Source organism: Candidatus Eisenbacteria bacterium (assembly GCA_016930695.1).
GTDB lineage: Bacteria > Orphanbacterota > Orphanbacteria > Orphanbacterales > Orphanbacteraceae > JAFGGD01.
The window spans coordinates 27,148-39,636 of sequence record JAFGGD010000058.1; the positions used below are offsets into that span (position 1 = coordinate 27,148).

At 67.4% G+C, this 12,489-nt stretch carries 8 protein-coding genes; all 8 read right to left on the reverse strand.

Annotation, left to right across the window (positions count from 1 at the left end; genetic code table 11):
* Positions 1 to 290: 290 nt before the first annotated feature.
* The 8 genes from JW958_13975 to JW958_14010 all read right to left on the reverse strand — a co-directional run bounded on the left by JW958_13975 (position 291) and on the right by JW958_14010 (position 12,334).
* Positions 291 to 1,013: a peptide-methionine (R)-S-oxide reductase gene (locus tag JW958_13975; GenBank protein ID MBN1827363.1), complete on the reverse strand. Its 723-nt coding sequence runs from the start codon at positions 1,011 to 1,013 to the stop codon at positions 291 to 293.
* A gap of 228 nt (positions 1,014 to 1,241) precedes the next feature.
* On the reverse strand, positions 1,242 to 3,464 hold the full coding sequence (gene selD / locus JW958_13980; GenBank protein ID MBN1827364.1) for a selenide, water dikinase SelD: 2,223 nt from the start codon (positions 3,462 to 3,464) through the stop codon (positions 1,242 to 1,244).
* Positions 3,465 to 3,576: 112 nt separating this feature from the next.
* Positions 3,577 to 4,989 carry a pyruvate kinase gene (gene pyk / locus JW958_13985; protein ID MBN1827365.1) on the reverse strand — a complete coding sequence of 471 codons (1,413 nt, stop codon included), beginning with the start codon at positions 4,987 to 4,989 and terminating at the stop codon, positions 3,577 to 3,579.
* Positions 4,990 to 5,137: 148 nt separating this feature from the next.
* Entirely contained in the window at positions 5,138 to 5,824 is a 687-nt protein-coding gene (locus JW958_13990; protein MBN1827366.1) for an outer membrane beta-barrel protein, read from the reverse strand.
* A gap of 168 nt (positions 5,825 to 5,992) precedes the next feature.
* Positions 5,993 to 8,008, reverse strand: coding sequence for an MFS transporter (locus JW958_13995; protein ID MBN1827367.1), 2,016 nt, complete (start codon positions 8,006 to 8,008; stop codon positions 5,993 to 5,995).
* Positions 8,009 to 8,107: 99 nt separating this feature from the next.
* Positions 8,108 to 9,811: a peptide MFS transporter gene (locus JW958_14000; GenBank protein MBN1827368.1), complete on the reverse strand. Its 1,704-nt coding sequence runs from the start codon at positions 9,809 to 9,811 to the stop codon at positions 8,108 to 8,110.
* 16 nt (positions 9,812 to 9,827) lie between these two features.
* On the reverse strand, positions 9,828 to 10,763 hold the full coding sequence (locus JW958_14005) for a DUF362 domain-containing protein (protein ID MBN1827369.1): 936 nt from the start codon (positions 10,761 to 10,763) through the stop codon (positions 9,828 to 9,830).
* Positions 10,760 to 12,334, reverse strand: a complete 1,575-nt coding sequence (locus JW958_14010; protein ID MBN1827370.1) for a tetratricopeptide repeat protein — start codon at positions 12,332 to 12,334, stop codon at positions 10,760 to 10,762. The genes JW958_14005 and JW958_14010 overlap by 4 nt, the downstream gene beginning before the upstream one ends.
* Positions 12,335 to 12,489 lie beyond the last annotated feature (155 nt).

A 12,489-nucleotide genomic window follows, 5' to 3' on the forward strand; every position in this document is an offset into this window, starting at 1 on the left:
GTAATGCCCACCCTTCTCATCCCGTTTCTCCTCTTTTCACGCGCTCTGTAAACACCGAACAAACCGGTCGGGGGGTGGGGGGGAGTGATCCGGGGGCGTTTCCGCCGTTGCTCTCTCTTAAAGATGATTCGTTTTCCCGCGCGGCGCAAGCGGAGGCGGGGCGGCGGCGGCGAAAGCGCGAAAAGCCCGCCGGGCTTTCGGACGAATCCGTCGGCGCCGGCGGGCGGGGGAGGGAGGGGTGGCCGGGACGCCTTGTGGTGCGCAAGGGTAGGGTCCCGGCCAGGTCGGGTTTATCGCCCGATCCGCGTCACGTCCTCCTCGATCGCGTTTCCGTAGAGGTGCGAAAAACCGTAACGGCGGGAGTAACTATGTCCCACGCCCCAGTTTTCCGATGGGATCGGCGTTCCGCCGCCGCCGGTCCCGCAGAGCGACGTTTTCGAGGTATCCGTCGCCCCGGGATCGAAGACGAGGGCGTCTCCGCTGATCCGGTAACGGACCTCGGTGGGACTCGTCTCGTCGGGGAAGAGGTATCCCACATGGGAGCCGCAGCGCCCGCAGACTACCTCGCTCCACATGCTTCCGAGACGGCTGTTTTGAGCCGAGGGTGTCCCATCGTCGCCGATGCATCGCTCGAAGCTGAGCCAACCGGTTCCGGAGGTGGACTTCGCGTTGGAATGGAAAAGGGGCTGGCCGCAGCAAACGCAGCGAAAGACCCCCTCGGCATCGTTGTCGTTGTGGTCGCCGGCGCCGTCCGTGACGTCCTCTCCGAGACGGGTGACGCGATCGATTGCCGGCGTCAACCGGCGTTGACGGGTGGAATCGTCGAGGGAGATCCGGAGCCAGGGGGCGGCGGGGCCGATCTCTTTGACCGGAAGGGATGAGTCGGCCGGAGAGAAGGTATTCTCCCACGCCGCCGCCGAGCCCCGATCCCGCCCGCCGTCGCTCCAGGCGATGATCACCGCAAGCGCGGCGAAGAAGATCCCGATTTCCCACTGCACGGGTTTGTTTCGCATCTTCATCCGGAGTGTGAACCTCGTTCACGGTTCGTGGAGACTCTGTCGTTCGGTTCGTCCGCCGCGCCTTTCCGTCGGCCGGGGTGGGCGGGAGGCCGGCGTGGGGAGAGGGGATGCGCGTCGGGTTACATAGAGATAGACGCGGGAGGACGCGAAAAGGTTCATGAAAAAAGAGAAGAGCGTGTTTTTCTTCGCGCGCCGCCGGCGGCGGAGATGGGGCCGCGCGCTTTAGCGCGCGACTCGGATCCTTCCCGTCCCCTTTGCGGTGAAGCGGCCGATGAGGGCGGCTTCGCGCACGCCGCGCTTGCGAAGGTCTTCCAGGAGCGCGCCGGCTTTCTTTTCCGGTAGGGCGATGAGGAGCCCGCCGGAGGTCTGGGCGTCGGCGAGGAGGACGCGCTCTCCCTCGGGGACATCGGCGTCGAAGTCGACGTGGGGGAGGACGAATTCCAGGTTGTTTTCCGTCCCGCCGGGGACGACCCCCGCGGCGATCCAACGGAGCGCCTCTTCGAGGCGCGGCACGGCCGAGGCGCGGATCTCCGCGTCGACGCCGCTCCCGGCGGTCATTTCGTGCAGATGGCCGAGGAGGCCGAAGCCGGTGACGTCGGTGCAGGCGCTCGCACCGATCGCTTCCATCGCCTCCGCCGCCGCCCGGTTCAACTCCGCCATCAGGTCCGCGATTTTCTCCGCCGTTCCCTCTTCGGCGAGGCCGCGCTTCACCGCCGTGGCGAGCACGCCGACGCCGATCGGCTTGGTGAGGACGAGCGCGTCGCCGGCACGCGCGCCGTCGTTCCGCACGAGACGGTCCGGATGGACGAAGCCTGTGACGGCGAGCCCGAACTTCGGTTCCGTGTCGTCCACGGTGTGGCCGCCGGCGATGATCACCCCCGCCTCGCGCGCCTTGTCGAACGCCCCTTCGAGGATCCTCTCCAACACGCGGAGGGGAAGTCGCCCCGCGGGGAAACCGACCACGTTCAGCGCGAAGACCGGGCGGGCGCCCATGGCGTAGACGTCGCTCAGCGAGTTGGCCGCCGAGGCGGCGCCGAAGCGGTAGGGATCGTCCACGACGGGCGTGAAGAAATCGACGGTTTGCACGATCGCCAGCTCGTCGGAGACGCGGTAGACCGCTGCGTCGTCCGACTTGTCGGCGCCGACGAGGAGGTTGGGATCCTCGGGACGCGGAAGGTTGCGGAGCACCTTCTCCAAATCCTGGGGGCGGAGCTTGCAGGCGCAGCCGAGGCCGTGAGTGTATTGGGTGAGGCGGACGTCGGCGTTCTCGCCGGAAGCGGCGGAGACGGGGGCGCCCTCCCCCTCCGGAAGGAGACGCCTCACCGCCTCGCCGATGATCTTCGCCGCGCGGTCCACGTCGTCGTCGGTCGTGCCCCGCCCCGTGGTGAGGCGGACCGTCCCCATCGCCCACTCCACCGGCACCCCCATCGCCTGCAGCACGGGGGAGATGTCCACCTCCTCGGTATGACACGCCGCCCCCGCCGACGCGGCGACGCGATCGCCGATCTCGGTGAGCAGCGTGTCCGCTTCGACGCCGCGGAAGGAGAGGCTGAGCGTGTTCGGGAGGCGGTGGACCGGGTGGCCGTTCATGCGGACGTTTTTCTCGCCCACTTCGCGGAGAATCGCCTCGTGCAGGCGGTCCCGCGCGCGGATCATGGCGCTCATGTGTTCCTCGAGCCGTTCCCCCGCGACGCGGCAGGCGGCGCCGAGGCCGACGATCTCCGGCACGTTCTCCGTCCCCGGGCGAAGGCCGCGCTCGTGATCGGCGCCGTGAAGGATCTTCTCGATTCGCGCGCCGGAGCGGATGTAGAGCGCGCCCACCCCTTTCGGCGCGTAGAGCTTGTGCCCCGCCACGGAGAGGAGGTCCACGCCGAGATCGTCCACGCGGACCGGAATCTTCCCCATCGCCTGCGCCGCGTCGGTGTGGACGAGTGCGCCGCGCTCGTGCGCGATCTCCGCCAGCTCGCGCACCGGCAGGATCGTCCCCACTTCGTTGTTGGCGAGCATGAAGGTGACAAGGATGGTGTCGTCGTCGATCGCCTCGCGCAGGCGGTCCGGATGGAGGAACCCTCTCTCGTCCACCGCGAGGCGGGTGACGCGGAAGCCGCGCTTCTCCAGCTCGGCGCACACCTCGGTCACCGCGGGATGCTCGATGGTGGAAGTGATGACGTGACGGCCGCGGTCGCGCCGGGCGAGCGCTCCGCCGAGCAGGGCGAGGTTGTTGCTCTCCGTTCCGCCGCCCGTGAAGACGATTTCTCCCGGATCCGCGCCGAGAAGCGCCGCCACATCCGCCCGCGCCTGCTCGACCGCCCGCTTGGCGAGCGCGCCGAAGGGATGGCCGCTGGAGGGATTCCCGAAATGCTCGCGGATGTAGGGGATCATCGCGTCCGCCGCTTCCGGCGCGATCGGCGTGGTCGCGTTGTAATCGAGGTAGATCGGCTTCATGTCTCGCGTCTCTCGCTTCCCGGGCGCCGCACCCCGGCGCCGGCGTTCACTCTTCCATGAATCATAGGCGTTCCGGCCGGTTCCGCAGTAGGAACTTCGTGCATGGTCCGGGCTAAAGGGTCGCGACGCGGATCCAGTTCGTGGTTCCCGGCTCGTAGAGCGGCATCCCGGCGGTGATCACCACCGCCTGCCCCGGTTTGGCGAATCCCGCGTTCCGGACCTGCTCGAGCGTGCTCGCCACCAGATCCGATTCCGTGTTCCCGCCGTCGACGCGTTTCGGGATCACCCCCCAGACCAGGGCGAGGCGGCGCCAAGTGCTCTCGTCCGGCGTCAGCGCCAGAATCGGATGACGCGGCCGGTAGCGCGCCACGAGCCGCGTGGTGCTCCCCGAAACGGTGTGCGTCACGATCGCGCAGGCGCGCACCTTTTCCGCCATCTGGCAGGCGCCGATCGCCACCGCTTCCTCGGGGGTCATCGTCCCGCGACGGTCGAAGCGGAGCATCCATTCCTTGTGTGGAAACATCCGCTCCGTTTCGACGGCGATCCGTTTCATCATGCGAACCGCCTCCACCGGATAACGACCCACGGCGGTCTCCTCGGAGAGCATCACCGCGTCGGTGCCGTCGAGGATGGCGTTCGCCACGTCGGTCACCTCCGCCCGCGTGGGGCGGGGGTTCTCGACCATGGAGCGGAGCATCTGCGTGGCGGTGATCACCGGCGCACCCGCGCGGTTGCTCCGCCCGATCAACCGCTTCTGCACTTCCGGCACGCGCTCGATGGGGATCTCCACGCCCAGGTCGCCTCGGGCGATCATCACGCCGTTCACGACGGGGAGGATCTCGTCGAAACGGTCCACCGCCTCGTGCTTTTCGATCTTGGCGATGAGCGGAATCGACGCGCCCGTCTTCCGCAGGGCGGCGCGGGCGATCTCCACGTCTTCCCGGTTCCGAACGAAGGAGAGCGCCACGTAATCCACGTTCCGCTCGGCGCCGAAGGCGAGATCCTCCAGGTCCTTCGCCGTGAGGATCGGCGCCTGGATGGTGCGGGTCGGGAGGTTGATCCCTTTTCGGCTGGTGAGGGGGCCGCCGACCACGACGCGACAGAGGATCTCGTCGCCGTCGACGCGAAGCACCGCCAGTTCGATCGCGCCGTCGGCGAGAAGCAGCGGGTCGCCGACGCGCACGTCCCCCGGTAGTCCGCGATAGCTGACCGAGACGCGCTCGGCGTTCCCCACCACCACCCGCGCGGTGAGCGTGAAGGTGGCGCCGGTCTCCAAGAGCACGGGGCCTTCCTCGATCGGACCGATCCGGATCTTGGGGCCCGCCAGGTCTTGCAGGATCGCCACGGGGCGCCCCGCCCGCGCCGCGGCTTCGCGGATGATTTCGATGGTGCGCCCGTGGTCCTCGAGGCTCCCGTGGGAGAAATTGAGCCGCGCCACGTCCATCCCCGCCTCGATCAGGCCTTCGATCCGCTCCGGCGAACTCGACGCCGGGCCTATGGTGCAGACGATTTTGGTGCGCGTCATGGTCGTGCTCCCCGCGCGGCGGTCGCCGCGTTCTCGAAAGGCGACTTCAACGGGGCGATTCTACGGCCCGCCTCGGAGGGGATCCAGGGAAAAGGGGAATCGGCGGCCGCGCCGCGCGCCCCGGGCCGAGCGGCGAGACGCGCCGGCGTCAGCTTTTCCGGAACGCGTCGAAGGAGACGCCGACGCCGGCGTAGACCTGGAAATACTCCGGATGGATCTTCTCCGCCTTGTCGCCGAGCTGTTGGGGGACGCCGAAACTCTTCATGTAGCGGACGCCGATCTCGACGGGGACTTTGTTCGAGAAGTTGAGGTCCAAGCCGATCGTCACGTCCCAGCCGAAGGCGTTCTCCCACTCCGACTCCAGGTCCTGCCGGATCTCGTTCTCCCGGGCCGAGTCGTCCGGAATCACCACGTCCGTGTCGATCCAATAGAAGGTCCAGGCGATGTTGGTTCCTACGTGGGGACGGAAGAAACCGCCGCCGTGCGGGCCGATCTCGGCGCCCACGTAAAGACGGCCGTAATTCTGACTCGTCTGCTGTTCCGTACGAAGACCGGTGACCGAGTCTCGGAACTTTTTGGTCTCGGTCATGAGGTTCACGAATTCGAGGCCCGCCGTTCCCGCGAGGAGCTGGTTCACATCGGGGATGGGGGCGACGACGTGCGCGCCTCCGCCCCAACCGGGACGGCTGTATTCCTCGGCGTCGGCGCCGTAGGGCTCCATCCGGATGAGATAAAGGCCCGCCTTCCCGGCGGCGCGCGCGGAGGAGAGAGGGAAGATCGTCGCGAAAAGGAAGAGCAACAGCAAAACAATTCGCGCGGAGGGCCTGCCATTCATGACGTCGCTCCCTTTCGTAGTCGAGGTTTCGCGTGGCGTTCCGATCGTTCGCCCCCCATTATAAACAATCCGCCGCCCCGTCCTTCCACCGAGAAATCGACCGGGAAGAGAAACGGCCCGGCGCGCGCTGCGCCGGGCCTTCTCGTGATCGATGATCGCGCGTCCGCCCTAGCCGGTCAAGGAGTCCGGCCGGGACCTCGGCAGCGCGAAGCGGTTGTAAGCCACGAAGATCAGAGCCGTAAACAGCATGACGCCGCCGAAGCAGAGCCACATCAGGTCCGGGCGCTGCATGTCCCGCGCCAGCGTTCCGTAGAACTGGCCCGAGAGGATCCCGCCGAAGAGGTTGCCGAGCGCGGTCGCCACGAAGTAGTAGCCCATGTAGAGCGCCTTCTTGTTCGCCGGGGCGATGCGGCCCACGTACTCCTGGCTCGTCGGGCTCGCCATCATTTCGCCGAAGGAGAACGTCAGAATGCCCGCCGCCACGATCCAGACGAGGCCGCCGGCGCCGATCATCCCCTCCGTGCCAGCGAGCGCCGAGAAGCCGATTCCCACCGCGGCGATCAACATGCCGACGATCATGGTGGTGAAGCGGTGGAACCGCCCCATCAGGAAGGAGACCAGCACCTGGAAGAGGACGATCCCGAGGGCGTTGATGTTGACGATGTACTCCGGGTTCATCTGCCTGCCGGCGACGATGATCCGGTTCGTCGCCCGATCCACGTTCGGTTCGGTCTCGACGATTTTGCGGAGGCGGTCCGGCGCCAAGCGTACCTTGCTGTAGAGAAGAGTGCGGGAGGTTTGCTCCAGCGATTCCCTCTCGAGGTCGGCGCGCCATCCGGTCCCGAGAGATTTGCGCGCGCTCTCGACGAGTCCCAGGATCTGCGACGGGTCGGCGACGCGCAGTCTCTCCGCCAACTCCTCACGATCGAGTGCCGGCGGAAAGGCATTGCGCACCGCCGCGTCGGCGCCCTCCGCGAGCGCGTCGAAACGCGCCCTCGGCAGGGTGAGGAACAGCTCGGACCGGGGCGTTTCGCCCGGCGCGAGGGCGTCCTTCAGCTCCTGGACGACCCGCACGATCTCTTGCCTTTCCGCGTCGTTGATGGTCGCCATGTTGCTCGCCACCCCGCGGGTCGGATCGTCGGGATCGCTCTTGCCGAAAATCCGCTCGGCGGCGTGGATCATCGGACGCGTCTCGGTGAAGTCCCGGATGTATTCGGGCATGGTGTAGAAGATCTGGTTGAAGCTCGTCCAGAAGCCGGACATGATCAGCAGGAAGAGGGCGAAGCGCCAGTTGCTGCAGCGCATCCGCCTCGCCAGCGGATTCCGTTTCGGTCCCGCCTCCGCCTGTTCGCCCTCTTTCGGAAGGGCCAGGTCGATGAGCAGGTTCGCCGCGATCCAGAGCGCCAGGACGACGCCGGCCCACCCCCAGGAGAACCAGGACACCTCCAGGCTGTTGAAGACGCTGGCGAGCACCAGGCCGACAAGGACGATCCCCACGGTGATGAAGAAGCGGAGGTTGCCGAGCACTTCCACCAGGCCGTCCAGCACCTTGCTCAGTTTCCGCACGTCCGCCGATTCGCGCGCCGGCTCCTTGTAGAAGATCAGAACGAGCAGCATGTTGAGCACCGCCCAGCCGCTGCAGGCGACGAAGACCCACTCCCATCCCCAGCCGCGAATCCGGCCGGCGATGATCGGCCCCAGGAAGCCGCCCACGTTCACCATCATGTAGAAGATGCCGAAGCCGGTCGACGAGTTCGCGTCGTTGGTGACGCGCGCCACCGTGCCGACCACCACCGGCTTGAAGATCGCCGCGCCGATCGCCACCAGCGTGAAGGCGAAGACGAAGCCGGGAAGCGAGGTGAACTGGCCGAGCAGGTAATAGGAGACGATCATGATCGCGTAGGCGATGATGAACATTCTCTTGAAACCATAACGATCCGCCAGGGCCCCGGTCAGCACCGGCAGCAGGTAGAGGAAGAAGGGGATGATCGCCTGCAGCGTCCCGCGAAGCTCGGTGGAGAAGCCGAGGCCGCCGGTGGCCACGCTCCCGGTGACGTAAACCGCCATCACCGTGAACCACCCGTACCAGGACATCCGCTCGAAGATCTCCATCGTGTTGGCGACCCAGAAGGCCTTGGGGAAGCTTTTGATCTGTGCGACGAATCCCGTTTTTTGTTCGGCCACGATCCGCACTCCTTTTTCATCGATCCGCCCGGCGCGACCGCGGGGAAACCTCGGCCCGCCGGGCCGCCTCTCCCGCCCGCGCCCCGGGGGACGCCTTTGTTATTCCGCTCCGTGCTCCAGTCGTTTGATCAGCGGCGAGAGAAGGAGCAGGAGGAGCCCCGCGCCGCCGGCGAAGAACACGATCATCTGGAAGACGCGCTCATACCCCGCCTCGGCGCCGGTGAGCGCCGCGATTTGACCGGAAAGCACGCCCGCGAAGGCGTTGCTGAGGAACCAGACCCCCATCATCAGGCCGACCAGTCGTACCGGCGAGAGCTTGGTCACCGTCGAAAGCCCGACCGGTGAGAGACAGAGCTCGCCGGTGGTGTGGAGCAGGTAGGCGATCATCACCCAAATCATCCCCGCCTTGTCCCCGTTCCCGATCGTCTTGGCGGCGATCACCAGCGCCACGAAACCGGCGGCGAGCTGCAGAAGCCCGAAGCCGAACTTGACCGGCGCCGCCGGGTTCCTTCCGGCGCGCCCGAGCCGGATCCAGAGCGCCGAGAAGGGGATCGCCAGCAGAATGATGAACGCCGGGTTCACCGATTGGAACCAGGAGGCGGGGATCTCCCAGCCGAAAACGTGCCGGTCCACGTGCCGGTCCGTGAAGAGGTTGATCGAGCTGCCCGCCTGTTCGAAACAGGCCCAGAAGGTGATGGAGAAGAGAATCAGCACCAGGATGGCGAAGAGCCGCCCCCGCTCCGCCGCGGGGCTCCGTATCGCCTCGTAAACGATGTAGGCGACGAAGAGGGGACCGATGATGTACACCCCGCTTTGCACCCAGGCGGGGCGGGTGAGCATGTAGGCGGCGAAGGGGACGAAGGCGGCGATGCCGATGTAGAGCGCCCAGATTTTCCGGAAGCCGGACCAGCTCTCGCGGAACACCTCCGGCCGCGGCGGGAGCCCGTGTCCACCCAGGTAGCGCCCGCCGGCCGCGAACACGGCGAGGCCGACCAGCATGCCGACGCCGGCGAGGGTGAATCCCCAGTGCCAACCGATCCGTTCGCCCAGGTAGCCGCAGAGGAGGGGCGATAGGCCCGCGCCGATGTTGATTCCCATGTAAAAGATGGTGAAGGCGCCGTCCCGGCGCGGGTCGTCTCGGTCGTAGAGGCGGCCGACGAGGGTGGAGATGTTCGGCTTGAAGAAGCCGTTCCCGGCGATGATGAGCGCCATGGCGCCGAAGAAGAAGACCGGGTGCTCGATCGCCATGGCGAAATGGCCGAAGGACATCAGAATCCCGCCGATCAGGATCGCCCGGCGGTAGCCGAGGAACCGGTCGGCGAGCATCCCGCCGATCAGCGGTGTGGCGTAGACGAAGCCGATGTAGGCGCCGTAGGTGCCGTTCGCCAGCTCGTCGGCGTAGAGGAGCGCCTTGGTCATGTAGAGCACCAGGAGCGCCCGCATCCCGTAAAAGCTGAACCGTTCCCAGAGTTCGGCGAAGAAGAGAACGAAGAGGCCCCTCGGATGGCCGAAGAGTTCGCCCGTGGATCGGTCGGCCGGGCCGGACGCGGAGGCGGTCGGATGCTCGGGCGCCAAATCGAATCCCCCTCTTGTGCGCGCGTTCGCGGTGTGTCGTTTCCGCCCGTTCCCCGGTGGGGGAGGGCCGGGCGCGCGGGACGGCGCTCGCCGCCGCCGGCCGCCCGGCCAGCATAGCGGAAAGCGCGGGCGGGGACCAGGGAGAAGGAAAGAGGAAGGGGCGGGCGCTCGCACCCCATACGCCGACAAAAAAGGGGGGCGCCCGGCGGCGCCCCCGCGTCGATCCATCGATTTTCCTCGCGCTCTACGCGGCGAACTCGTCGATCTTGAGGCGATCCAGGTTCATCTCGCCGACCCCCAGCTCCCAGGCGTGGCGGATGTGACCGACCGACTCGGGGCGCACGTCGAGATAACGGCAGGCCCAGGCGTCCACGGCGACGGGATCGACGCCGGCGATCACAGTCTGGGGGCGCGACACCCGCCCGGGACCGCTCGGACCGTTCGTAAGGAGGGCGTGGTTCGCGTCCATAATGATCAGGTCGTGGCGCACCGCCGTCGCCAGCTCGGCGATGGTCGCCTGCAGGTCGAGACGGTGCAGGATGATCCTGTCCCAGTTCGCCCCCATCAGATTCTTCATGGCGAAGGTGACCCGCGCGCCGGCGTGGTGCTTGGCGATCGGCATGTTGATGAAGACGTCCGCCTCGGCGATGTCGCGGGCGATCTCCACCGAATGGAGGAGCCGCGCCCGCGGCAGCGGTATCTCCACGTAATCCGCCCGGTCGTTGATCGGTTTCACGATCCCGCCCGCCCGGCGCACCGCCTCGGCGGTTCCGTTCCCCTCGAACCAGTCCGGCGAGTCGTGGGAGAGGACGATCACCCGGGCGGCGCCGGCGCCGAGGCACCCTTTCACCACCGCGCCGATCATCTCCGGATGAGTGTTGATCGCCTGCTCGGGGGGCGAGGCGCCGATCGGGTTCGGCTTCAGCGCCACCTTGTCCCCGGGCCGTACGAACTTGCCGAAACCGCCCAGCTTCTCCACCGCCGCCAACGTGTTCTTCACCGGTGAAGCACCCGAGGCGACCGCGAGGTCGATGGCGGGCTTGTAAGGCTCCCGCACGCCCGCGAGGGCGCGGAGGGGGAGCCCGGTCGACACGGCGGCGCCGGCGGCGAAGGCCGCGCTCCGCTTCAGGAATTCCCTTCGCGTCCAGTCCTGTTGCATCGTTTCGCTCCTCCTCGTCATTTCGCCCGCATCTCCCGGATCGCCTCCCGCGCTTCGTCCGCCTGGGGGCCGTTCGGGCTCTGCTCCAGGAAAGTCTCGTACGCCTCGATCGCCTTTTGGTCGCGGCCCATCTCACGGTTCACCCGGCCGAGCATGAACCAGGAGTTGGAGAAGTTGGGGTCCAGCTCCACCGCCCGCTCGTACTGGGCGAGCGCCTCCTCGGCGCGTCCGGAGAGGAGTAGCCCCTCGCCGTAGCTGTCGTGGGAGTTCGCCTCCTCGGGCGCCGCCTCGGCGTAGCGCCGGAAATAGGTGACCGACTCCTCGGGCCGGCCCATGCCGATGTAGGTGTAGCCGATCTGGTTCAGGGCGCCCGTGTCGTTGGGGTGCGCGTCCAGGTAGACGGAGAAGGATGCGAGCGCCTCTTCCGGCCGGCCCATGCCGGCGAGGGCGTAGCCGCGCTGTAGATGGAGGCCCTCGTCGTCCGGCGCGAGGGCGATCGCGCGCTCGAGGGTCTCCGCCGCCCTCTCCCACTGCCGCGCCCGGATGTAGAGCGCGCCGAGCCTGCCGACCGTCTCCGGATCGTCCGGGTTCGCCTTCGCCTGCTCTTCCCAGTCGGCGATCGGAGTCCAGTGGGCGTCCAGGATCAAACGCCCCCTCTCGGACTGCAGCCCGTTCGGCCATCGGTCGAGGTACTCACGGAGCTTGCGGCATCCCTCGGAGTAGTCGGCGGACCGCATGGTCTCGGCGAAGATCTTTCCGTACTCGGCGCACTGGACGTACGCTTCGTTTTTCGTCGAGCCGAGCACTTTCTCGCAGCAGAGGATCGACGCGTCGAAGTCGGTCCCCGCGGCGTCCCGCGCTTCGAGGAGCAGCTCCACCGGCGCCCAATCCACCTCGCGGTGCCGCTCGATCAGCCCCCGTTTTTCCAAGGCCGTCTGGAAGCCGCCGGTGCTCGGATAATTTTCGATCACCCGGGCGTACTGTTCCGCCGCGCGGATCTCGTCCCCCTCCTCCTCGTACGCTTCGCCCAGATGAAAATACGCGGACGAGGCGACTTCCGGCGGCGGCGACGCCTCGATCACCTTTTCGTAGGTGTCGATCACCTTCGCCCGGTCGCCGGCGCGCTCGAAACAGTCCGCGGCCGAGAGGGTGACCTCGTTCAACCAGTCGTCGCTCTGGCGGGCGCGCCGGTTCGATCCGAGCTCCGCGGCGAGACGGAAGGACTCGCCAGCCGCCGTCCACTCCCCACGCGTCCTCGCGCATGCCCCCTTCTCACGTGCCGCTTCCGGCGCGAATGGAGTGGCGCGATAATCGTCCAGGATCCTGTCGAGCGCGGCTTCCGCCGCCGCCGTGTCCGCTCGGACCCGTAGTTGGAGATTGGCGATCGCCATCGCCGCGACCGGCGCGTGGCGGCTTTCCGGTTCCTTCTCGAGGTAGCCCTCGTATCGCGCGAGCGCGGCCTCCGCGTCCCCTCTCAGAATGAGCGCCGCCGCCTCGTCGAAGGCGGGGACTCCCGAGCCGGCGGCGGGCGCCGCCCAAAGCGGAACGAGGAGGATCGCCGTCGCGCGCAGAACCATCTTTGCACGGTTCATTGTCCGCCTCCCGTGAATCGGGGGACGCATCACGGACGGTTCGGCCGGAGTGCGTCCCCGTTTTCGATTGTGACGAGCGTCGAAGGTGGGCGGGGTCCGGACGGACCCCGACGAGGCTCCCGGTTCTCTCTTCATAAGACGGAGGACGGGTCCGT